Source organism: Plantactinospora sp. ZYX-F-223 (genome assembly GCF_039649625.1).
Lineage (GTDB): Bacteria > Actinomycetota > Actinomycetes > Mycobacteriales > Micromonosporaceae > Plantactinospora.
On the sequence record NZ_JBDJAV010000074.1, the window covers coordinates 1 to 22,653 of the forward strand.

Below are 22,653 nucleotides of genomic sequence, written 5' to 3' on the forward strand. Positions count from 1 at the left end.
CGATGCCTGGCCACACCTGCAGTTCCGATACCACCGCTGGCACTTCGACCCTGACTCGCTGATCAGGCTCGTGATGGATTGCGGGTTCGACGTGGTGCACTGCGACACCGTCTTCTCCCGGTTCTACTGGCAGCCGTGGGCCCGGCTGCGGCACGCCCGCGAACTGCTGATCGCCGACGTGGTGGCGTCCGGTTCACCCGCCGTCCGGCACCCTCGGCTCGGTGACGCGGTACGCCTGATCGCCCGCCGTCCGGAACGGGGGCGGCGATGAGCCGGCCGACCGTCTCGGTGCTCCTGATCAGCTGGAACACCCGGGAGGAGACCCGCCGGTGCCTCGAGGCGCTCGGTGCCGCCACCACCGGCGCCGTCCGGTACGAGGTGGTGGCGGTCGACAACGCCTCGGCGGACGGCTCGGCCGAACTGCTCGCCGCCGACCCCCGGGTGCGGCTGATCCGCAACCTACGCAACGTCGGCTTCGCCGCGGCGGTCAACCAGGCGTACCGGCAGGCGACCGGAGAGCTGATCCTGCTGCTCAACAGCGACGTCAGGTTCCATCCCGGTGCCCTGGACACCATGGTCGGGTTCCTTCGCGGCCGGCCCGACGCGGCCGGGGTCAGCCCGCTGTACCTGAACCCGGACGGCACCTTCCAGCAACACTACGTGCAACTGCCAACATTTCCGGCCGCGCTCACCCTGTTCACCGCGCTGCGCCGGCTGCCCGGGTTCAAGGCCGCGTTGCACCGGTTCCAGATGCGCGGCGAGGACTTCTCCCGGCCGCGGGAACTCGCCTCGGGCAGCTGCATGCTGCTGCGGCGCAGCGTACTGGGGCCGGACCGGATCTTCGACGAACGGTTCCCCATCTACTGGAACGACGCCGTGCTGACCCGTACGTTGCAGGCCGCCGGACACCGGCTCTGGATGATCCCCCAGGCCGTTGTCACGCACACCCGGGGTGCGTCGTGCCGGCTGCTGGGCACGCCGTCCCGGACCCGGCACCTCGTCGGTGGGCTGGTCTGCTACCTACGGCTCACCCAGCCCCGGTACCGGCTGGGGATCTTCCGGTTCGTGCTGCTCGCCGACCACGCCGTCAAGCGGCTCTGCCGGCGCACGACCAGTCTCGGCCTGCGCGACCTGACCGCAGCGCTGCGCGGCGACGTCGGGTCGCTGCCCGACGGCGACCTGCGGGAGTGGTCGGTGCTCTCCCGCGACGGCCGGTGGGCCGCCGAGCACCACTTCCGAGCCATGGTCGGCGAGCCCGCCGACGACCAGCGGATCCTGCTGGTGGACCGGCCATGCCGGCTGCACGGCTGGCGGCCGCGGGTGCAGTTCGACGGAACCTCGGTGTGGTCGCTCACCCCGCCTGCCCTGCTGCCCACCGGCTGGCGGCTGCCCGGGGTGCGGGCGGTCAACGAACGGTTCGCCGCTGCGGCGGTGAAACGGTGGTTGGACGACCGGCCCGGAGTCCGCGTGCTGCGGCTCGACGACACCAGCCGCTACCTGGTCGGCCGGATCGACGAGGACGAGGTCGTCCCGGCGGCGACCGGTACGCCGTTGCTGGAGTTCTCCCGTGGCTAGCACCTCCGTCACGTCGGCGGGGCTGCGCCGCGGCCCGTTCCTGGCCGCCGCCGGGCGTACCGGACCGGGCTGGGTGTTGATGTTCAGCGGCAGTCCGTGGCGGGCCGCCGCGCACCGGCAGCACGCGTTGGCCCAAGAGTTGACAGTCGATTGGCGAGTAATCTTCGTCGACCCGCCCGGAAACCGGCCGCGCTGGCGCTGCACGGTACGCCCGGTCGGCGACTCGCTGTGGCACGCGGTGCCGCCAGCGGTCCTTCCGCTCGGCCGCCACCTGCCGGTGGTCAACCGGTTGACCCGCCGGGTCGAGGCGGCCCTGCTGGACCGCTGGCTGCGGCAGCACACCCGACGGCTGGCCGGCGACCCGCCCCGCGCGCGGATCGTCTGGCTCGACGAGGATCTGGCCTGGCCGGTGGCAGCCCGACTCGACCCGACGACCGTCGTCTACGACGCCACCGACCTGGACTGGACCTTCACCCGGCGATGGAACCGTCCTCACCTCAGGCGGGCGCTGCGGGCCGCGGTCGCCGCCGCCGACCTGGTCCTCGCCTCCTCCTCGGCGCTGCCGGAACGGCTGCCGGCGACCCGCCATATCCCGGTGGTCGTAGCCAACGGCTGCGATCCGCACCGGTTCACCGCCGACGGGCCGGTCGCGACCGCGCTGGCCGACCTGCCCCGGCCGATCCTCGGCTACCTCGGTGCGGTGGACACCCGGGCGTTCGACGCCGACCTGGTCGCCACCGTCGCCCGCAACCGGCCGGAGTGGACGTTCGTCCTGGTCGGACCCTCGACCCGGGCCGGCCGCGCGCCGCTTGCCGGACTGCCCAACGTACGGCTGCGCCCGCCGGTGCCGTTCGCCGACGCCCCGGCGATGGTCCGGGGCTTCGACATCGGCATCATCCCGTACCGGGTCGGCGGCCTGGTCGACTACGTACATCCGAAGAAGTGCTTCGAGTACCTGGCCGCCGGCCGGCCAGTGGTTGCCACCCCGCTGCCGGCGCTGCGGGACCTCGGAGAACCCGTCCGGCTGGCGGCCACCGCCACCCGGTTCGAGGCCGCCGTCGAGGAGGAACTGCGTACCGCCTGGTGCCCGGAGGCGGTCGCGGTACGCCGGGCGACCGCCGCCCGGCACAGCTGGGCCACTCGCGGAACCCGGCTGCGGAAGCTGCTTACGGAACTGGCGGAGCTCCGGTGAGCGCGATCCCGGTGTCGACCGCGGCGGCGGCGGCCGTGGCCGGCACCGCGGTGGCGGTTCCCGCAGCCGTCCTGCCCAGCGACGCCGGTATCGCCGTCGCCGGTACCGTGCTGTGCGGGCTGGGCTTCGTCCTCTGGCCCTGGGCGGTGCTGCCGATCGGCATCATCGGCGGGTCGATCGCCAGCGGCCTGCTCGGGGCCACCGACGTGCGGACCTTCGTCGTCCTGCACACCCTGCCGCTGATGGCCGGTTGCGCGGCGCTGGTGGTCCGGCGGATCCTGCTGCCGACCGCTGTCCCGGCCCGTCCGTCGCCGAGCGGCGTCGCGATGGCGGGACTGGCCATCGCGACCGCCGTCGCTGCCGTCTACGGCCTGGCACTGGGCAACCAGCCGTGGAACGTGCTGGTGGCGGCGTACCAGGTGGCGGTGATCCCGGCGTACTACTTCCTGGCCACCTGCACCCTGGACACGCCACGACGGCTGCGGGCCGCCGCGATCTGCTATCTCTCGACGATCGCCGTTCTCACCGCCATCGAGATCGCCACCCCGGGTCGGCATGGCGGGCTGCTGTCGGCGCTGGCCGTTCCACCGCTGATGGTGCTGGTGGGCCGGACCCGTGGCTGGCAACGCGCCGGCCTGGTGCTCCTGACCGCGCTGTTCATCGCCGACGTGGTGCTCGCCTCCTACCGGGGGATCTGGCTGGCGGCCGGCGCCGCCGTGTTGATCATGCTGCTCCGGGGCGGCCGGGTCGTCCGGCGCGGAGTGCTGGCGACGGTGGCCGGCGCGGTTCTGCTGCTCGGCGCGATCAGCCTGCATTCCGGGGTACGCGACCGCTCCTCGGCCATCACGGTGGCGCTGCAGCGCGATTCCGGGTACCGGGTTCCGGAGAGCGCGGTCGGGTTGGAGGCCTTCGCGTCGCAGCCACTGCTCGGCGCCGGGCTCGGCCAGTCCACCCCGCAGGTGTATGTGAATGGCTTCACCGTGACCGACGTCGGGCCCGTCTACCACGCGTTCTGGGTGATGATCCTGGCCAACCTCGGCCTGCTCGGGCTGATCGCCGTGCTCTGGCCGGTGGCGCGGACGCTGCGTACCGGGCTGGCCCAGCACAACGGCCTGCCCTTGGCCTTCGCGGCGCTGACCTGCGGGTTTCTCGGCGCCGCCTTCTTCGCCGGCCCGACCGACGGGCACTGGGAGCTGGGTCTGTTGCCCGCACTGACCATGCTGACCAGCCGATTCCAATCACCACTCGGCCACGGCGGCCGCCGGCCCGACACCTCGCCGTGCCAGGCCAGCCCGACCGGTTGGCCCGGTATTACGCTCGACCGCCCTGTCACCCCGAGCGGCCGGCTTGACCCGCGGCTCATGCCGACGGAGCAGCGGCCGTGACCGCCCGGGCACGCTACGACGCGACGGCGCCGGTGCCGGCCGGCGCGGCGGTGCCGCCCAGCGGTGCGGTGGCGACCGCGGTTCTGGTCACCCACAACTCCGCCCGGCACATCGCCGCCGCACTGGCCCCACTGCTACGGGCCGGCCTGGCCGTCCGGGTGGTCGACAACGCATCCCGGGACGGCACGGTCGCGCTGCTGGCCCGGGAGTTCCCCGCCGTCGAGGTGATCGCCAACGCGCGCAACGTCGGCTTCGCGGCCGCGGTCAACCAGGCGATCGCCGGCTGCGACTCGGACGTCGTGCTCCTGGTCAACCCGGACTGCGTGCTGCCGGTCGGCACGGCGTGGACCCTGCTCGGCTACCTTGACAGCCATCCCACGGTAGGCATCGTCGGGCCGCGACTCCTCGACCACCAGGGTCGGGTTGCGATCAGCGCCCACCCGTTCGAGGACCTGACCAGCGTCCTGCTGTCCCGGTTCGGCGGCAGTCTGGTGCCGGTGCGGCTGCGCCGGCTGGTCAGCGGAGCCCGCCGCCGGTCGGCGTACGACGCGTGCCGGCAGCCGTCCGGGCCGGCCAGCGTCGACTGGCTCTCCGGCGCCTGCCTCGCGATCCGGCGTGCGCTGCTGACCGAACTCGGCGGCCTGGACGAGAGCTACTTCATGTACTACGAGGACGAGGAACTGTGCCTCCAGGCGCGGCGGCGGGGCGTCGAGGTGGTCCTGCTGCCGACCGTTTCGGCGACGCACACCGGCGGAGGCAGCAGCGCCGACCCGAACTGGATCTGGCCGCACCTCTACCGGAGCATGCTGCACTTCTTCGCCCGCCACCGACGCTCGACGTACCAGGCGGTCCGGTTCGCCGTACTGCTCCGCGCGCTGCTCGGGATCGGCCTCGCCGCCGTACGCCTGGCGGTCTCGCCCCGGTCCGGCGCCGCCCGGGCCCGGGCCTGGTTCTCGGTCGCCCGGATCGCGGCCACCACCACCCCTTCGGCAGCGGAAAGGCAGCCAGCATGCACATCCTGATCACGGCTGTGGGTCAGCGCACCGAACACTGGATCGACTTGTTCACACTGCTCTGTGCCCGGCCGGAGCTGACCCTGACCATCGTTGCCGCCGACGTCTCGGCGGAGACCGACCAGACGCTGCGGACACTTGCCCGGGAGGCCCCACGGCTGCACTACCATCCGGTGCCGCACCTGCTGGGCGAGGCCCGGACCGGACACATGGCGTCGGTGCTCTTCCGGCCCCGGCACCTGCGGCAGGTCGTGCCGGCCCGTCCCGACGTGCTGCACGTGATCGGCGAAGCCGCGTACCTCAGCACCTGGCAGGCGCTCGGCGTACGGCGCCGGCGCTGGCCCCGGGTGCCGGTGACGCTCTACGCCGCGCAGAACATCGTCACCCGGTTCCCGACACCGTTCCCGCAGCTCGAACGGCGGGCGTTCGGCACGGTCACGCACGCATTCCCGATCACCCCGGCAGCGCTCGGAGTGCTGCGAGCGAAGGGATACCGGGGAGCGGCTACCGTCGTACCGTTGGGCGTCGACACCCGACTGTTCGCGCCCGCGCCGCGACCACGGCGGGGACAGCCGTTCACCGTCGGGTTCGTCGGCCGGCTGGAGCCACACAAGGGCGTCACGGACCTGCTGCAGGCGGTGGACCTCGCCGACGCCGACCTGCTGGCCGTCGGACGAGGCAGCCTGGCCGCCGCCGTGACGCGTGCGGCGGCCCGCCGTCCTGGCCGGGTACGGCTGCACGACTGGGCCGACCATGCCGCGCTACCCGGCCTCCTGCGCGGGATGGACGTACTGGTCCTGCCCTCGATCGAGATCGTGCAACGCAACGTGCTGCCCTGGGTCGGTATACCGCTGCGGGAACAGTTCGGCCGGGTGCTCGTCGAGGCGATGGCCTGCGGTGTGCCGGTCGTCGGCAGTGATGTGGGGGAGATTCCGCACATCATCGGGGAGGCCGGCCTGACCTATCCGGCCGGCAACGTGCTGGCCCTGGCGGACCGGCTGACCCGGCTCCGCGACGATGCCGGACTGGCCGCCCGGCTCCGGGAGCGGGGGCTACGCCGCGCCGCGGCGTTCGGCTGGGACCGGGCGGCCGACACGATGTGCGAGATCTGGCAGCGGCTGCGGTGGTCCCGCCGCGCCGACAATCCGGCCCGGTGCTCGGCACCCCGGCCGGCGATGGCGAACATGTCCGATCCGGACACGGGGAAGGCGAGAGCATCATGAGGACCCGGATCAGGGTACGGAAGGCGCTGCGCAACGTCCGGCGGCACGCGGCGATCCCGGCGCTCGCCCTGCTGGCCGGCGCGGGTGGTGCCTACGCGGTGACCATGTCGGTGCCACCGACGTACCAGGCGGTCGCCTCGGTGATGGTGGTGCCGGCCAAGGGAAACGGCGTCGACATCACCGTCGCGCAGAACCTCGCCCCCACCGTTGCCCGGCTGGCCGAGTCCCGGCAGGTGGCCACCCGGGCGGCCGCCGCGCTCGGGCTCACCGAGGAACTGGTGGTCGGTCGGGTCTCCGGCGCATCCGAACCCGGCCTACAGATCGTGACGGTTCGGGCGACGGCCCGGACTGGTGCCGGGGCGGCGGCGATCACCAACGCGGTGACCGAGGAGCTGAGCCGCGAGGTCGGCGAGATGCGGATCGGTGGCGAGTCGGCGGTCGCCGCCGAGCCGTTCGACCGGGCCTCGCCGCCGCGCACCCCGGAAACCCCGAAGCCGCAGCTCAACCTGGTGCTCGGCGGGCTCGCCGGGCTGCTTGCCGGGCTGGCTCTCGCCTCGCTGCGCCACCGGCTCGACGACCGGCTGCGCCGGCTCGGGCAGACCGAGGAGTATCTCGGCCTGCCGGTGCTCGGTGCGCTGCCGCAACTGCCGCGCCGCGCCGCGGTCCGGGCCGGCGAGGCGTACGCCCGTCCGGACGTCGCCGCGGCGGTCAAGGCAGCGGTGGCGGCGCTGAGCGTACTGACCTCGCCGGCGCCTCGGTGCCGGACCGTGGTCGTGGGGGTGCACGACGACGCCGCCGTCGACCTGGTCGCCGGGGCACTCGCGCTCGGCCTGGCCGAGCACCGGCAACGGGCGATCCTGCTGGAGGGCCAGGTCGGACGGCCGACACTGGCCGAGCTCTTCCCCGGCTCGGACCGCTGCACGGTGCAGCAGGTCATCGCCGGGGAACGCGGCCCGGAAACGCTGGCCGGCTCTGGATCGCTGTCGGTCGTCCCGGCGGACCCGATCCGGCGTTCCTTCGGATCGCCGCCACCGCGCCCGGAACAGATCGGGACCCTGCTGGACCAGCTCGCGGGCGACGCGGGCGCCGTGGTAGCCACCGGCCCGCCAGTGCTGGCCGGGGCCGACCTGCCGGCACTGGCCCGGTACGCCGACGCCGTGCTGCTCGTCGTGCACGCCAACCGGACCCGCAAGAGTGCGGCGAAGCGAGCGGCGCTGTTGCTGCAACGGCTCGACGTGCCGTTGACCGGGCTGGTCGTGGTGGGCGCTGTCGACGAGCCGGACGATCCCGTCTCGTCGGCCTGGCCGAACGCCCGCGCCTCGCAGCGGGCACTGCACCACGATCTTCCCCGCGACCCGACCGGTACGGGCGTAGGGCCGGGCCGCGGTCCAGCCGGGTCAGCGCAGGTGTGGTCCGAACCGGTGGTCTCCGGCCCTGCACCGGGTGGGTCCGCTGGGCTGACCGCCACCGCTCCGGCCCGGTCCGCCGGCAGTGGTCCGAGGGCCGCCGCCCCGGTCACCGCTGCCGTCGGAGCCGACCTCGCCACCGCGGTGCCAGCCGGCCACTGTCTGACTGCCGGAGCGGACGACGCGGAAGCGGTCGCTGGCCCGGCGGATCCGCTAGAGACGGCAGCCAACCCGGACCGGTCCCGAACACCGTCGGCATTCGACGCCGACCTGCCGATCCTGGCCAGGTTCCGGGCGGCCATGCAGAAGCAACCGCTGTGAGCCGTACCCCCGTCAGCCGCGTCCGCCCGACCAAACCGACTGTCCGCACGTCCCGACGTCCCAATTGAGATCTGGAGAAACCATGCCCGAAACCCTGGTGCCGACGCAGCCGACGGGACGGTCCCTCGGCGATCCCAGGCAGATGTACAGCGACCTGCTGAAGAGGACCCTGACCCGGTACGCCTTCGGCGAGACCTGGCAGCCCTACGTGCCACGCCCTGGCCGGCTGCGCAGCGTGCTCTATCGCCAGGGGCAGCGGTTGCTACGTCGGCGCGGACTGGACGTGGTCTGCCGGTTCCCCTTCGACCCCGAGGCGCGAGCCAACGGCCGCGACTGGCCACCGGACGCCGAGACGATGGTCGGGCTGCGCCGGCTCGACAACGTCGAGCGGTGCGTGCTCGACGTCCTCCGGCAGCGAGTGCCCGGTGACCTGATCGAGACCGGGGTCTGGCGGGGCGGCACCACGATCTTTATGCGGGCGCTGCTCGCCGCCTACGGCGACCGGGAGCGCGTCGTGTGGGTCGCTGACTCCTTCCGGGGCCTGCCCCGGCCGCAGGCCCACCGCACCGAGGACGTCGAGGACGCGTTGTGGCAGGTGCCGTTCCTCGCGGTGCCGCTGCACCAGGTGCAGGAAAACTTCCGGCGCTACGGCCTCCTCGACGACCAGGTGCGGTTCCTGCCGGGCTGGTTCGAGGACACTCTGCCGAACGCGCCCGTGCAGCGGATCGCGGTGATGCGGCTGGACGGCGACCTCTACGACTCCACCAGTGTCGCGCTGCGGTCGCTGTATCCCAAACTCTCCGTGGGCGGATACGTCATCATCGACGACTATCACGCCGTACGGGGCTGCCGGCAGGCGGTCGACGACTTCCGTGCCGAGTTCGGCATCACCGACGAACTCGTCTCGGTGGACTGGACCTGCCGCTACTGGCAGCGCACCCGCTGACCGCACCGCGCGGCTGGGCGGACGCGGCGACCGACCGCACCGCCCAGCTCGCCGTGCTCCGCCGGAGCTTCTACCCCCGGCCGGCACTCACGGCGTTCTTCCGCCGGTCTGCGCTCCGACCCGCGTTCCCCGGGGCGCGGCTCCGGACGGGCCGGCTGGCACACCGGGGTGGACACGCGCGTAGGGAGAAGTCAGGAGGGTCCGACGCGTCGGTCCGCCGCGCCATCGATGTCACGGCGTCGTGTTCTCCGCGATCCACCCGTCCATCCGGTCGGTGCGGACGGCCTCGAAGAGCCGACCGGCGGCAGCCGTGTCGGCGAACACCACACTCTGGTCGCCGACCATTCCGGTACCGGCGGACGGGCTGGTGAACATGCTGATCCTGGCGCTGGTCAGCCGGCGTAGCGTCCAGCCGAGATCGAAGAGCGAGAGGTTCTCGTCGACGCTGACCGCCTGCGCGGCGGCCCGCAGGAACTGGTCCAGGCGGCGTGGGTTTGTCAACAGTTCCCCGCGTGCCGCCTGGTCCACCATGGCCGCGATCAGGTCCTGCTGGTGCCGCATCCGGGCGAAGTCACCGTCGGGGAAGGCGTGCCTTTCCCGCGCGTAGTCCAGGGCGGACGCTCCGTCAAGATGCCGCACTCCCTGCACGAACGCCCGGTGCGGCGGCTCGCTCGCGACGAACGTGCGGTCCACCGTGACCTGTACGCCGCCGAGCGCGTCGACGATCTGGGCGAAGCCGGCGAAGTCGACGACCACCACATGGTCAATCCGGACTCCGGTAAACCGTTCCACGGTGCTGACCATGAGCGGCGCCCCACCCCATGCGTACGCGGCGTTTATCTTCGCCTGAGTGGCGGGCCGTCCGTCCGCGGTCTCCGGAATGGTGACCCAGGTGTCGCGGGGAATGGAAATAGCCTGCACGCGTTCGCGGTCCGCGGGTACGTGCACCAGGATTATCGTGTCGGTACGCGAACTGCTCTCGCCCGGGTCGGCCGCGTCCCGCCCGAGGACGAGGAAATTCAGTGGGCCGTCAGCGGATTTCGCTGGCCGCCCCTCCTGTGGCAGGGGACCGAATACGTCGAGCCGTTCGATCCGTTGGTCTATCGACCTGCCGTACAGCCAGCCAGCGACCAGCCCGCCGGCCACCAGCACCAGTACGAGTACCGTGACCAGGATCGCCAGCCGGGCCAGGCGGCGGCGAATCCCGTTGCGTACGGTAGCTCTCCGGCCTTCGCTGTCTCCGCTGTGTGCCCCGGACGGAGAAGTGTCGGTAGTCCGGCACTCTTCCGTGGCTTCCTGTTTCGGAGAATGCCCGCCCGGTCCGGGGCGTCGCGATTCGTCCATCGGACCGCCGAATCCATTTCCAGCCCTCATAATCACCGATGTTACGGATCGGTGCGACCTACCGAAGTGGAATGGGGAATCGGGCGTCCCACCAACAGTGAACCTTTTTCAACCTCCCCTTGCGGTCCGGCGGACCGCAAGGTCGGACGCGGTGCGTGAGCGCCGCGCGGTCCAGGTTGAAAAAGGTTCAGACTGCTGCGCTAAGCGGCGGAGTGGGTGATCGCGGCCAGGTGGTCGCTGGTAACGAGGTCGGTGGGGAGGGCGAGGGTGATGCCGGGCTCCCAGACGGCAGTGTTGGGTCCGGTGCCTCCGGTCCAGCGTGCGGCGACCTGGGCGGTGGTGGGCCCGGCGCCTGGTTCGGGCAGGAACGTCCCGGCGTCTGTGGTCTCGACCGCCGGCCCGGAGGCGGCCGACGTCGCCTCTGCGGATCCGCGAGGAAGAACTCCACCACCTACCAGGACCCCCGACGACGCCCGGCAACTGGCCGAGCCGCTCGGCGGCCCGCCGACTCCTCCGGCTGGCCGGGGTGACCCCCGGCGATCGGATGGTTATTCGGATTACCTGACGGATCCCCGCCCGTAACACTCTTGACATCGATCTTGCCAAGCAACAAGATCACACGCACCGCTCCGCTGTAGTTCTGTCCGGCGGCCCGCGACGTTATGCGCATAACGAGGAGAGCCATGGGAGCGAGACGAGTCACTCAGGCCGACGTGGCACAGTTGGCTGGCGTCAGCCAGGCGACGGTCTCGCTGGTGCTCAACGGCGAACAGGACCGCGTCGGCGACGCCACCCGGCAGCGGGTACTCGACGCGATCAGCCGGACCGGCTACTCGGCCAATCCAGTCGCGCAGCGCCTCGCGGGCGGGCGTAACCAGATCGTCGGCGTCTTCGCCTACGAACCGGTTTTCCCCCGGGGCAGCGGCGACTTCTACCGCCCGTTCCTGGTCGGGATCGAGGGCGAGGCCGAACGGTGGGGCTGCGACCTGCTGCTCTTCACCAGCGCCCAGGTCGAGCGTGGCCGTCGTCGGCTCTCCGGCAAGGCCCGGGCCCATCTCGGCGTCACCGACGGCTGCATTCTGCTGGGTCACAGCGAGGACAAGCAGGAACTCGTCCACCTCGTCGACGACGGTTTTCCCTTCGTCTTCGTCGGCCGTCGCGAGCTGCCGGGCGCGGCGGACCTGCCGTACGTCGGCGCCGACTACGTAGGGGCCACGCGCGACGTCGTACGCCTCTTCCTGGACCGCGGCCACCAGCGGATCGGTTTCGTCGGCGAACTCAGCGACCGTGAGTCGATCCTCGACCGGTTGACCGGCTACCGGACCGCGATGCGGGAGGCCGGCCTGCGGCCCACCTCGTTTGACCCGGCCGACCTCGCGCCCGACGAGATTCTCGACGTGGTCCGCGACAACCGGCTGACCGGGCTCGTGCTCGCCGAGGCGTACCGGGCCGAGGGGATCCGTGCCGCCGCCACCCGGCGGGGCCTCGCCGTTCCCGCCGACCTGTCGATCGCGATCCTGGGCCAGCCCGAGGTGGCCGCCGGCCGCCCCGTCGACAGCGGCCTGACCTGGTCAGGGTTCCGGATTCCCCGAGAGGAGATGGGTGAGCAGGCGCTCCGGCTGCTGGTCGAACTCATCGAGGGCCGGGCCGATGCCGGCCGCCACCGGCTGCTGCCCTGCTCACTGGAGCTCGGGCAGACCGTAACCGTCCCGCCCCACACCGCGCACTGACCCACCCGTCCACCGAAAGGAGTACGTCCGTCGTGGACAGAACACCCGATCTCACCGGGCTGTCCCGGCGGCGCCTCGTCGCCGCCGGAGTCGGCCTTGCCGTCGTACCACTACTGCCGGGCGTCGCCTCGGCGAACCCCACCGAACCGGGCCGCACCGAAGCGGGGCAGCCCGAACCGGGCCAGGCCGCCGTTGGCGGGGCAGCGGCCCGCTGGGACCCGACCGCGTTCGGGTCGACGATCACCGCGCAGCCACCGGATCCCACCGCCGTCCTGCTCGGGTCACCCGGCTTCGAGACCTACGCCGACGGAGTCGGCGACGACACCGCGGCCCTACAGGCCGCCATCGACGAGGCGTCGCGTCGGGGCATCGCCAACAAACTCGGTGACATTCTCGGCGGGGCGCGGGACTTCCCGCACGGCGACGGCGGCGGGGTCGTCCTCGTCCCGCCGGGGACGTACCGGCTCTCCGCCCCGGTCAACGTCCACGACTCCGTCCGGGTCGTCGGCTTCGGCCCCCACCGCCCGCTGTTCCTGCTCGGTGCGAACTCGCCGGGGTACGCCACCGGCACCGCCCGGGACGTCTTCGCCTTCCGCCGTCGCCCGGTCGGCGGCCCGATCACGTACGCGAACAACGACACCTTCGGCTCGGCGCTGGTCAACCTGAACATCCGGATCGACCCCGGCAACCCCGACGCGGTCGCGGTACGGTTCGGCGGGGCGCAGCTCTGCATTCTCCAGGATCTGGACATCGACGTCGGCGAGGGCCGTACCGGCATCGACCACAACGCGAACCTCATCCAGCGGGTACGGGTCACCGGCGGCGAGATCGGCCTCTACGCGTACGCGGCCTCGGCCGGCTGGCAGACCACCCTGCTGGACTGCCGCTTCTCCGGCCAGCGTCAGGCCGCCGTGGAGATGTTCAACGACGCCAAGCTCGTGGTGGTCCGGACCGCCGTCGCCGACGTACCACGAGGGTTCTCCAGCGCGGAGGGGCAGTGGCAGCACCTCTACCTCCAGGACTCCCACTTCCAGGACGTCCGGGACGCGGCGGTGGTGCTCAACGACAGCGGCAGCATTCCCGGGGCGGAGAACGACCTGATCCGGTACAGCAACCAGTTGACGCTGCTCGACTGTACCGCCGCCAACACCCGCGACCTGCTCGTGCTCGCCCAGAGCGGTGCCCGTACCCGAACCCCGTGGGCGTCGACCCGGATCCGGGAGCTGACCTACGGGCTGCGGGTGGAGCGGGCGTTGAGCCGTCGGGAGTCGCGCCGCGACGGCGTCGACGCGGACCTCGCGCCCGGTGCGCCCGTGTCCCGGATACGGGACGCCCTGCGGACCGACGTGCCGGCGTTGCCGCCGGTCGGCAATTGGGTCAGCGTCGCCGAGGTCGCCGCCCGGATGGGCCGGACCATCGGTGCCGGCACCGACGACCTCGAGGTCTTCCAGGCGGCGGTGGACCGCTACGACACCGTCTTCGTGCCGATCGGCCGCTACCTGTTCAGTGACACGCTCCGGTTGCGCAAGACGTCGAACCTGGTCGGCCTGCATCCCCGGCAGACCTGGCTGCTCGCCGCCGACGGGCATCCGCACTTCAGCGACCCGGCCGCGCCGCGCGCCCTGGTCGCCACGCCGCGCGGTGGTCGCAACATCGTCACCGGCATCGGCCTGGACACCGCCCGACAGACCCCGGGCTCGGTGAACCTGCTGTGGCAGTCGGGGACCGGGTCCTACCTGGCCGACGTCACGACACAGTTCGTCAAGTGGCACCCCGAGGATGTCGCCTCCGGTGACCCGGGCTACACCTACCGGGGTCGGCACAAGTACGGCATCTGGGTCCGGGGTGGCGGTGGGACGATCGCGAACGTCTGGAGCGTCAACGGCTGGGCCGACAACGGTCTGCTCGTCGAGGAGACCGCGGTCCCGACCTGGGTGTACGAGATCTCTGTCGAGCACCACGAGACCCGCGAGGTGGTGCTCCGGGACGTGTCCCGGTGGCAGTTCCTCGGCCTGCAGACCGAGGACCACCTCTACGGCTGGCGGTCGCAGGCGGTCGAGATCGAGGACTCCTCCGACCTGCTCTTCGGCAACTCGGTGCTGTTCCGGGTGGCGACCGTCCTCGGCCCGTACCCGTACGGCGTCAGCGTGCGGAACAGCAGGCGGATCGAGTTGCGCGGCAACCGGGGTTACCGGGACAAGACACCCGAGTTCACCCAGTGGGGTGTGGCGGTCACCGATCACCGTACCGGGCGGTCGGTGCCCGAACTCGAGTTCACGCTGATCGGGATCGGGTGACGGCCATGGTGACGATCGATCGACGTACCCTGCTCGCCCTGGCCGGGAGCGCCGTTGTCGGGGCGTACGTGGGTGCGGCCGGTGGTCGGCCGGCCGCCGCGGCCACCCCGGGGCTCGCCGCGGACCTGGTACCGGCCACCGGAGCGCACTTCGGCGCGTACGTGTACGCCGGCAACGACTCCGGGGTCTCCCAGCCGGAGGCGCTGGAGTCGCAGATCGGCCACGGGCTGCGGATCAACCACAGCTTCCAGCACGCCGGCACCGCGCTGCCACTGACCCGGATCCAGCAGGACATCGCCGCCGGGCGGATCCCGATGCTCTCCTGGGGTGCCGGCGAGGAGCCCCGGCTCCGGGAGATCCTCGCCGGGCTGCACGACACCGAGATCGAGGGCCAGGCCCGCCGGCTGGCGGAACTCGGCGCCCCGATGTTCCTCCGCTACACCTGGGAATTCGACCTGCGCTACACCGACACCAAGCTGTTCACGGACACCTGGCGGTACGTGCACTGGAAGTTCGCCCAGGCGCCGAACGTGGCCTTCGTCTGGTGTCCGACCTGGCGGGCGTACCGGGAGACGTTCAAGGCGGAGGACTTCTACCCCGGTGACGAGCACGTCGACTGGATCGCCGCCGACGGTTACGCCCGGCCGAGGCCGGACCGGCCGGAGTACGACTACCGGCCCTTCGACCTCATGTTCGACGTCGCGCACGCGTACGCCGTCGCCCAGGGCAAGCCGTTCATGGTCGGCGAGACCGGCGTGCACCGCGCCGACGTGGACCCGGTCCAGGCCGAGTGGCTCGACAGCACCCGCAGCGTGATCAGGAGTTCGTACCCGAACCTGAAGGCGTTCCTCTACTTCCACCGGGATGGCGACGACCCCGACAACCACTGGCGGGTCACCGTTCCGGACGGCGGCCCGGCGCAGCGGGCCTTCGCCGCCTTCGCCGCCGATCCCTACTTCAACCCGCCGTTCGACCCGCCCCTCGATCCGGTTGGACGGTGATCCGGGCCCGGGGGTGGTACCTCCCGGCGCGTACGCGCCCGTGCGGCTGGCGGAAGCTGCCGACGATGCGGTTTCGGTCCAGCGGCGCCAGAGCATGCGCGTCGAGTGGGCGCCGAGGCCGCGGAGAGCCCGCTTCGTAGTGGACACCGTTGTCCGCCATCTCGATCGGCGGCGGTTGGTCGAGCGTCCACATGCGGACGTGGAGACCAACGGCGCTTGCGCTCGGTGGCAACCGCGGGCTGGTCTCGCACAGCGCGATGCCGCACTCGGCGGCCGTGGCCGGGCCGGGGGTCCTCGCCCGCGGCCCGGTCCAGCAGCTCCCGGCAGTGTGACCGGTACACCGGCTCCGCGGCCCTCCCGGTCGTGGGTCGGAGTGAGTAGCCGGAAGCTGTGCCAGATCTGGTCGGGTCACGCCAGGTCACCCCCCGGCCGTGGGTACGCGCCGGGTCACCTCGCCGACCGGCTCGCGCCGGGCCACCGGACCACCGTCGGTAACCGGTCGCGCCCATGCCGCCACTCCGCCGACCGGCACCACCACCGCCTGTCGTCCTGCCGTTTCCGCACCGGGCGACGCCGTGCCGGTGGGGCTGAGCGCCTTCGTACCCTGTCCTGCTCTCCCACCCCGGACCGCAGCGGTGGGAAACGCCATCTGATCACCCTTGGTGATTTCGATCCGGGCCGTTTGTCATTACTCTCCGTCATCGCCGACGAGCGGCGGGACCGGATCGTCTCTGGACCTCACGGCCCCCGGCGAAGCCTTGCTAGCTGCTGGCTAATTCGCATTAGGTAACGCAAAAATGACGAGGCAACCACCGATTCGGCTCTTGACAGCGCACTGCGGCAGGAAGCAAGATCCCAAGACATCGCTCATTAATGCGTATTAGCAATTGAGAGAAGGGTGACGGACCGTGACCCCCGTACCGAAGCGGGTTACCCAGCGCGACATCGCTCGCCTGGCCGGCGTGAGTCAGGCGACCGTCTCCCTCGTGCTCAACAACCGCGCGGACGCGGAGGTCCGGATCGCCCCGGAGACCCGGGATCGAGTGCTGCGCGCGATCCAGGAAACCGGCTACGTCCCGGACCCGGTCGCCCGCCGCCTGGTCTCCCGGTTCAACCGGATCATCGGCGTCTTCACCTACGAGCCGGCCTTCCCCAGCGGCAGCCGGGACTTCTTCCACCCATTCCTCGTGGGCATCGAGGAGTACGCCGAGCGTGTCGGCTGCGACCTGCTGCTCTTCACCAGCGCGCCGGTCACCGATGGGCGGCGGCGGGTCTTCCACCAGGACAACCGGTTGCGCCTGGCCGACGGATGCATCCTGCTCGGTCGCGAGATCGACGCTGACGAGCTGTCCCGGCTCAACCGCGGCGGGTACCCGTACGTCGCGGTCGGCCGGCGGGACGACGCCGACGGCCCGGTCCGATACGTCGGCGCCGACTACGCCGCCGCCGTACGGCAGCTCGGCGAGTGGGCCCAGCGGGCCGGGCACCGCCGGTTGGCGTACCTCGGCACCGGGCTGACCGCCGAGTCGTCGGCCGACCGGCGGCGGGGCTTCGCGGAGCAGGCCGGCAGCGCGGAACGGGCGTTCGAGGTGGTCGGCACCGGCCGGAGCACCGACGCGATGCTGGACGACCTGCTCGCCGAGGGTGCCACGGTCGTCTTCGTCGAGGACTTCGGCACCGCGGTCGACGTCCGGGCCGCCGCTCTGCGGCGTGGGCTCGCCGTCCCCGGCGACCTCTCGATCCTCACCCTCGGCGACCCGACCACCCCGGTGCCCACCGACGTCACCTTCACCGGATTCCACATCCCCCGGGAGGAGATGGGGCGGCGGGCCGTCGAGGTGCTGACGGCCGTGGTGGACGGCACCGCGCCCGACGTACCCCAGCGGCTGCTGGCGTGCGAGCTGGTCGACGGCACCACCCTCGGCCAGCCGGTGCGGGGTGGCGGGGGGCGCCGGTGACGGTGCGGCCCACCGAACCTGGCGCGGTGCGGCGTACCGAGCCGGTCGCGGCTCGACCGGGCAGGTCCGGTGCGGCGCGGCGAACTGATCTGCAATCGGAAGGAAGCAAGTGACACAGATGCGTGCGGACGTCCTCGTCGTTGGCGGCGGCCTCGGCGGGGTCGCGGCGGCGCTGGCGGCGGCCCGGGCCGGTCGGACGGTCGTGCTGACCGAGGAGTACGACTGGCTCGGCGGGCAGCTCACCAGTCAGGCCGTTCCGCCGGACGAGCACTCGTGGGTGGAACGGTTCGGGGTGACCGCCAGCTACCGGGCGCTGCGCGACGGGATCCGGGACTACTACCGGCGGTACTACCCGTTGACCGAGCGGTCCCGGGCGTGGACCGACCTGAACCCGGGCGCCGGCTGGGTCAGCCGACTCTGCCACGAGCCCCGGGTCGCGGTCGCGGTGCTCGAGCAGATGCTGGCGCCGTACCGGGGGGCTGGGCGGTTGACGGTGCTCCAGCCGTACCGGCCGGTGGCGGCCGAGACCGACGGCGACCGGGTCGTCGGGGTGGTGCTGGCACACCGCGACGGCGGCGACCGGATCGAGGTGACCGCGCCGTACGTGCTGGACGCCACCGAGACCGGCGAACTGCTGCCGCTGACCGGCACCGAGTACGTCACCGGGTTCGAGTCGAGCGCCGAGACCGGTGAGCCCAGCGCGCCGGACACCGCACAGCCGACGAACATGCAGGCGGTCTCGGTCTGCTTCGCCATCGACCACGTCGCCGGCGACCACACCATCGACCGGCCCGCCGAGTACGACTTCTGGCGGAACTACCGCCCGGACTTCTGGGGCGACCGGATGCTCTCCTGGCGCTCGCCGCACCCGCGGACGCTGGAGATCGTCGAGCGGAGCTTCACTCCGAACCCGGACGACGATCCGCTGAGCGTGGACGCCGACCAGCGGGTCAACCCGGGCGACGGCAACCTCTGGACGTTCCGCCGGATCGCGGCCCGGCGCAACTTCGTCGACGGGGTGTACGGCAGCGACATCACGCTGGTCAACTGGCCGATGATCGACTACTTCGAGAGCCCGGTCATCGACGTACCGGACGCCGAGGCGCACCTGGTCCGGGCCCGCGGCCTGTCGAAGTCCGTCCTGTACTGGTTGCAGACCGAGGCGCCCCGGCCCGACGGCGGCACCGGCTTCCCGGGGCTGCGGCTGCGCGGCGACGTCACCGGCAGCCCGGACGGGCTCGCCCAGGCGCCGTACATCCGGGAGTCGCGGCGGGTCCGGGCCGAGTACACCGTGGTCGAGCAGGACCTCTCGCTCGCGGTCCGCGGAGACAAGGGTGCCGTGTGCTACCCCGACTCGGTCGGGGTCGGGATGTACCGGATCGACCTGCACCCGTCCACCGGCGGCGACAACTACATCGACGTCGGCTCCTGCCCGTTCGAGATCCCGCTCGGCGCGCTCGTGCCGCGCCGGATGGAGAACCTGCTACCGGCCGGCAAGAACATCGGCACCACGCACATCACGAACGGCAGCTACCGGCTGCACCCGGTGGAGTGGAACGTCGGCGAAGTCGCCGGCCTGCTCGCCGACTTCTGCCTGGCCCGCGGCGAGTCGCCGCGGGCGGTACGCGACACACCCGGCCTGCTGGCCGACTTCCAGGACCGAATCACGAAGGCCGGCGTCGAGATCCGCTGGCCCGAGGTCGTGGGTTACTGATGGTGAGGAGAGAGAAGTGAGAATAGGGAGAGGGCTGCGGGTCACCGCCGCGGCGCTCGCAGGGATGGCCGCCCTTGCCGCCTGCGGCGGCGGGGGCGACGCCGGCGACAGCGGTCCGGCCAGCCTGCGGATGACGGTCTGGACGGCGAACGAGCAGCACCTGGCGCTGTTCAACCAGATCGCCGACGAATACAAGAAGAGTCACCCGAACGTCACCGGGATCACCTTCGACCCGCTGCCGTTCGACACCTACACCACCAGCCTGACCACCCAGATCGCCGGGGGCAACGCCCCCGACCTGGCCTGGGTGTTCGAGAACTCGGCCCCGGACTTCGTCTCCTCCGGCGCGCTGCTGCCGCTGGACGAGAAGCTGCGGTCCACCGAGGGCTACCGGTACGACGACCTGGCGCCCGGGCCGCTGAAGCTCTGGCAGGACGACGGCAAGCTGTACGGCTACCCGTTCTCCACCTCGCCGTTCGGCGTCTTCGTCAACACGGACCTGCTGAAGGCGGCCGGTCAGAAGACTCCGGCCGAGCTGATCGCGGCCGGGCAGTGGAACTGGCAGACGGCGCTCGGCGCCGCCGCCGCGGTGCAGGGGGAGACCGGCAAGGCCGGCCTGGTGATCCGGGACTTCGACTACAAGGGTTGGGACAACCTGTCGACGTTCTGGACCGGCTGGGGTGCGGCGGCGTGGAGCGAGGACGGCAAGAGCTGCGGCTTCGCCTCCCCGGAGATGGTCGACGCGATGACCACCCTGCACAAGGCGATCTTCGTCGACAAGGCGCTGCCCGGCCCCGGCACCACGGCTGACTTCTTCGCCGGCGACGCGGCCATGACCGTCACCCAGATCTCCCGGGCCTCGCTGCTCAAGGATGGCGGCTTCGGCTGGGACCTGGTGCCGCTGCCCGCCGGGCCGAAGGGCACGTACGCGGTGATCGGGCAGGGCGGTATCGGGGTGCTCAAGCAGGGCAAGCACACGGACGCCGCGCTGGACTTCCTGGCGTACCTGACCAACCCCGACAACTCGACGAAGCTCGCGCAGTTCTTCCCGCCGCCGCGCCAGTCGCAGTTGACGGCGGAGACGCTGGCCAAGACCAACCCGAAGCTCAAGCCGGAGCAGTTGCAGAAGGTGGTCGTCGACGGCATCACCAACGGGGTGGTCAAGCCCAACCACACCGGGCAGGCCGAGCTGAGTCAGCAGGTGCGGGCCGCGCTCGACCCGCTCTGGACGCCGAACGCGGACGTCAAAGCGGTGCTCGACGGCGTCTGCGCCAAGATCCAGCCGCTGCTGGCGAAGTAGGGAAGCCGGACGATGTCCCAGACGGACGAAGCGGCGGGCCGGTTGGCACCCCGGCCCGCCGCCGGCGACCGGCCCGGCGGGCGTGCCTCCGGCCGGGCCGGCAGCTCCAGATCCGGCGGCACGGCTGGCCGGCCCCGGCCGTACTGGACCAGCCGGCGTCGCGACCAGTTGGCCGGCTACCTCTTCGTCACCCCGCAACTGCTCGGCAGCGCGGTCTTCGTGATCCTGCCGCTGGTCCTGGTGGTGTGGTACAGCCTGCACGAGTGGAACGTGCTGGCCGGCACCTTCGAGTACGTCGGCGCGGAGAACTACCAGGCGCTGGCGGACGACAGCACGTTGCCGTCCGTGCTGCGGGCGACCGGGCTGTTCTCGGTCGGGCTGGTGGTGCTCAACCTCAGCCTGGCCCTGCTGCTCGCCGTACTCCTGAACCAGCGGCTGCGCGGGACGGTCGTCTTCCGCACCCTGTTCTTCTCCCCGGTGGTGGTGTCGCTGGTTGCCTGGACCATCGTCTGGGGCTTCCTGCTCCAGGACAACGGGGGGATCAACGGGCTGCTCGACATGGTCGGGATCTCGGGGCCGAACTGGCTGCGTGGCGAGGGGACCGCGATGGCGTCGGTCATCGTCGTCCAGGTCTTCAAGAACGTCGGCCTCAACATGGTGCTCTTCCTGGCCGCGCTCCAGGGGGTGCCGGCCGAGCTGTACGAGGCCGCCGAGGTCGACGGCGCGAGCCGGCCCCGCCAGTTCTGGCGGATCACCGTACCGCTGATCAGCCCGACGATCCTGCTCACGTCGATCATCACCGTGGTCGGCTCGTTGCAGGTCTTCGCGCAGATCGCCGTGCTGACCCAGGGTGGGCCGGGCACCTCCACCACGGTGCTCGTCTACTACCTCTACCAGCAGGCATTCCAGTTCCATCACTTCGGGTACGGCGCCACCCTGTCGATCCTGCTCTTCGTCATCGTGCTCGCGCTGACCGTGCTCCAGTGGCAGATGCGCAAGAGGTGGGTGTTCCATGAGTCGTAATTTGTCCCGGCGGGCCCGGCTGTGGTTGTACGGCGTACTGCTGGTGCTCTGTGTGCCGTTCGTCTTCCCGACCTGGTGGATGGTCACCTCGTCGCTGAAGCCGGTGGCCGACATCTTCGCCTTCCCGCCGAAGCTGATCCCGACCAGCGTGAGCTTCGACGCCTACCAGCGGGTCTTCGAGCTCCAACCGTTCGGGCAGCAGTACCTGAACAGCATGTACATCGCCCTGGTGGTCACCCTCGGCACGCTGGCGGTGTCGGCACTGTCCGGGTACGCCTTCGCCCGGATCAGGTTCCGCGGCCAGAACCTGCTCTTTCTGGTGGTCCTCGCCGGCCTGCTCATCCCGAGCGAGGTGACGATCGTCCCGCTGTTCCAGATGTTCTTCAAGCTGGGGCTGGTCGACACGCACTGGCCGCTGATCCTGGTGCCGATCCTCGGCGCGCCCAGCGTGCTGGCGACCTTCATCATGCGGCAGTTCTTCCTCGCGTTGCCGGGTGAGCTGGAGGAGGCGGCCCGGGTCGACGGGCTGGGCCGGTTCGCCACCTTCTACCGGATCGCGCTGCCGCTGGCCCGGCCGGCGCTGGGGGCGGTGGCGATCTTCACCTTCCTGCACAGCTGGAATCTCTATCTCGAACCGATCGTCTACCTCTCCTCGCCGGAGAAGTTCACCCTGCCGCAGGCGCTGACTCAGTTCGTCGACGTGTACGGCGGCCCGATGTGGAACGTCCAGCTCGCGGCGGCGTCGATGACCGCGATTCCGGTGCTGCTGGTCTTCGTGATCGCGCAGAAGCAGTTCGTGGAGGGGCTGGCGCACACCGGCCTGAAGGGTTAGCCGGCTTCCCTTCCCGAATCCGCCTAATACTCCAGCCGTATCTGGTTGGTTCGGTGTCTTCGCTGGTAGTGGGCTTGTTTGGCGCGGTACTGGTGTCGGCGTCGCCATCGTGACCATCGATGGGTGTGTTCGAAGGGTCGGGTGGTGGTGATCAGGTGTGCCAGGAGACGGCGGACCTCGCCGAGGGTGAGGGGGATGAGCTGTTCATGATCGGGTTGGGTGTCCCCTTTGAGCGTGGGCGGTGGTGACGGCGAGGTAGGCGTGGGCCACCAGTACGAGGGTTATGTGGCGGTACCAGGCGTCGTAACGCGGCACCTGGTACTGGTCCAGGCCAACTGAGTGCGCGATATCGGAGGGCGCATAGGCACCGCCAGCGCCCGGTCAGGTGGGCGA

17 protein-coding genes and 1 pseudogene are annotated in these 22,653 nt (G+C 71.3%); 16 read left to right on the forward strand and 2 right to left on the reverse strand.

Annotated elements, in window-relative coordinates:
• From AAH979_RS39670 to AAH979_RS39705, 8 genes are all read left to right on the forward strand, one after another.
• The coding region (locus AAH979_RS39670) for a hypothetical protein (protein ID WP_346263266.1) at positions 1–271 on the forward strand (271 nt) is incomplete at its 5' end.
• Positions 268–1,575 (forward strand): glycosyltransferase family 2 protein, encoded by a 1,308-nt coding sequence (locus tag AAH979_RS39675; RefSeq protein WP_346263267.1) that lies wholly within the window; start codon positions 268–270, stop codon positions 1,573–1,575. The genes AAH979_RS39670 and AAH979_RS39675, both read left to right, overlap by 4 nt.
• Positions 1,568–2,767, forward strand: coding sequence for a glycosyltransferase (locus AAH979_RS39680; RefSeq protein ID WP_346263268.1), 1,200 nt, complete (start codon positions 1,568–1,570; stop codon positions 2,765–2,767). The genes AAH979_RS39675 and AAH979_RS39680 overlap by 8 nt, the downstream gene beginning before the upstream one ends.
• Entirely contained in the window at positions 2,764–4,152 is a 1,389-nt protein-coding gene (locus AAH979_RS39685) for an O-antigen ligase family protein (RefSeq protein WP_346263269.1), read from the forward strand. The genes AAH979_RS39680 and AAH979_RS39685 overlap by 4 nt, the downstream gene beginning before the upstream one ends.
• Complete coding sequence (locus AAH979_RS39690; protein ID WP_346263270.1) at positions 4,149–5,174, forward strand: glycosyltransferase family 2 protein; 1,026 nt, start codon at positions 4,149–4,151, stop codon at positions 5,172–5,174. The genes AAH979_RS39685 and AAH979_RS39690 overlap by 4 nt, the downstream gene beginning before the upstream one ends.
• On the forward strand, positions 5,162–6,388 hold the full coding sequence (locus tag AAH979_RS39695) for a glycosyltransferase family 4 protein (RefSeq protein WP_346263271.1): 1,227 nt from the start codon (positions 5,162–5,164) through the stop codon (positions 6,386–6,388). Before AAH979_RS39690 ends, AAH979_RS39695 begins: the two co-directional genes overlap by 13 nt.
• Entirely contained in the window at positions 6,385–8,115 is a 1,731-nt protein-coding gene (locus AAH979_RS39700) for a hypothetical protein (protein WP_346263272.1), read from the forward strand. The genes AAH979_RS39695 and AAH979_RS39700 overlap by 4 nt, the downstream gene beginning before the upstream one ends.
• 82 nt (positions 8,116–8,197) lie before the next feature.
• Positions 8,198–9,061, forward strand: a complete 864-nt coding sequence (locus tag AAH979_RS39705) for a TylF/MycF/NovP-related O-methyltransferase (RefSeq protein ID WP_346263273.1) — start codon at positions 8,198–8,200, stop codon at positions 9,059–9,061.
• A 231-nt stretch (positions 9,062–9,292) separates the two neighbouring features.
• On the opposite strand, the gene AAH979_RS39710 is transcribed toward AAH979_RS39705, so the two are convergent.
• Positions 9,293–10,405 (reverse strand): LCP family protein, encoded by a 1,113-nt coding sequence (locus AAH979_RS39710; RefSeq protein WP_346263274.1) that lies wholly within the window; start codon positions 10,403–10,405, stop codon positions 9,293–9,295.
• Between the two features lie 683 nt (positions 10,406–11,088).
• Here AAH979_RS39710 and AAH979_RS39715 point away from each other — a divergent pair.
• The 8 genes from AAH979_RS39715 (at position 11,089) to AAH979_RS39750 (ending at position 22,260) form a co-directional block, all read left to right on the forward strand.
• Positions 11,089–12,135 carry a LacI family DNA-binding transcriptional regulator gene (locus AAH979_RS39715; protein ID WP_346263275.1) on the forward strand — a complete coding sequence of 349 codons (1,047 nt, stop codon included), beginning with the start codon at positions 11,089–11,091 and terminating at the stop codon, positions 12,133–12,135.
• A 32-nt stretch (positions 12,136–12,167) separates the two neighbouring features.
• Entirely contained in the window at positions 12,168–14,432 is a 2,265-nt protein-coding gene (locus tag AAH979_RS39720) for a glycosyl hydrolase family 28-related protein (protein WP_346263276.1), read from the forward strand.
• A 5-nt stretch (positions 14,433–14,437) separates the two neighbouring features.
• On the forward strand, positions 14,438–15,433 hold the full coding sequence (locus tag AAH979_RS39725) for a hypothetical protein (RefSeq protein WP_346263277.1): 996 nt from the start codon (positions 14,438–14,440) through the stop codon (positions 15,431–15,433).
• Between the two features lie 908 nt (positions 15,434–16,341).
• Positions 16,342–17,391 (forward strand): LacI family DNA-binding transcriptional regulator, encoded by a 1,050-nt coding sequence (locus AAH979_RS39730; protein ID WP_346263278.1) that lies wholly within the window; start codon positions 16,342–16,344, stop codon positions 17,389–17,391.
• Positions 17,392–17,509: 118 nt separating this feature from the next.
• Positions 17,510–19,105, forward strand: coding sequence for an FAD-dependent oxidoreductase (locus tag AAH979_RS39735; RefSeq protein WP_346263289.1), 1,596 nt, complete (start codon positions 17,510–17,512; stop codon positions 19,103–19,105).
• Positions 19,106–19,121: 16 nt separating this feature from the next.
• Positions 19,122–20,405 carry a sugar ABC transporter substrate-binding protein gene (locus AAH979_RS39740; protein ID WP_346263279.1) on the forward strand — a complete coding sequence of 428 codons (1,284 nt, stop codon included), beginning with the start codon at positions 19,122–19,124 and terminating at the stop codon, positions 20,403–20,405.
• 12 nt (positions 20,406–20,417) lie between these two features.
• A complete protein-coding gene (locus tag AAH979_RS39745; protein WP_346263280.1) occupies positions 20,418–21,428 on the forward strand; it encodes a sugar ABC transporter permease in 1,011 nt (336 codons plus the stop codon).
• Positions 21,418–22,260 carry a carbohydrate ABC transporter permease gene (locus AAH979_RS39750; protein ID WP_346263281.1) on the forward strand — a complete coding sequence of 281 codons (843 nt, stop codon included), beginning with the start codon at positions 21,418–21,420 and terminating at the stop codon, positions 22,258–22,260. Before AAH979_RS39745 ends, AAH979_RS39750 begins: the two co-directional genes overlap by 11 nt.
• A 204-nt stretch (positions 22,261–22,464) precedes the next feature.
• Here AAH979_RS39750 and AAH979_RS39755 read toward each other — a convergent pair.
• Positions 22,465–22,593, reverse strand: a pseudogene (locus tag AAH979_RS39755) (IS701 family transposase); the annotation flags it as partial.
• Between the last annotated feature and the right edge of the window lie 60 nt (positions 22,594–22,653).

Excerpts from the sequence above, each read along its gene's own strand:
- AAH979_RS39745 (WP_346263280.1), top strand. The coding sequence starts at position 20,418 with ATGTCCCAGACGGACGAAGCGGCGGGCCGGTTGGCACCCCGGCCCGCC.
- AAH979_RS39735 (WP_346263289.1), top strand. The coding sequence starts at position 17,510 with ATGCGTGCGGACGTCCTCGTCGTTGGCGGCGGCCTCGGCGGGGTCGCG.
- AAH979_RS39725 (WP_346263277.1), top strand. The coding sequence starts at position 14,438 with ATGGTGACGATCGATCGACGTACCCTGCTCGCCCTGGCCGGGAGCGCC.
- AAH979_RS39675 (WP_346263267.1), top strand. The coding sequence starts at position 268 with ATGAGCCGGCCGACCGTCTCGGTGCTCCTGATCAGCTGGAACACCCGG.
- AAH979_RS39710 (WP_346263274.1), bottom strand. The coding sequence starts at position 10,405 with ATGGACGAATCGCGACGCCCCGGACCGGGCGGGCATTCTCCGAAACAG.
- AAH979_RS39715 (WP_346263275.1), top strand. The coding sequence starts at position 11,089 with ATGGGAGCGAGACGAGTCACTCAGGCCGACGTGGCACAGTTGGCTGGC.
- AAH979_RS39700 (WP_346263272.1), top strand. The coding sequence starts at position 6,385 with ATGAGGACCCGGATCAGGGTACGGAAGGCGCTGCGCAACGTCCGGCGG.
- AAH979_RS39695 (WP_346263271.1), top strand. The coding sequence starts at position 5,162 with ATGCACATCCTGATCACGGCTGTGGGTCAGCGCACCGAACACTGGATC.
- AAH979_RS39750 (WP_346263281.1), top strand. The coding sequence starts at position 21,418 with ATGAGTCGTAATTTGTCCCGGCGGGCCCGGCTGTGGTTGTACGGCGTA.
- AAH979_RS39705 (WP_346263273.1), top strand. The coding sequence starts at position 8,198 with ATGCCCGAAACCCTGGTGCCGACGCAGCCGACGGGACGGTCCCTCGGC.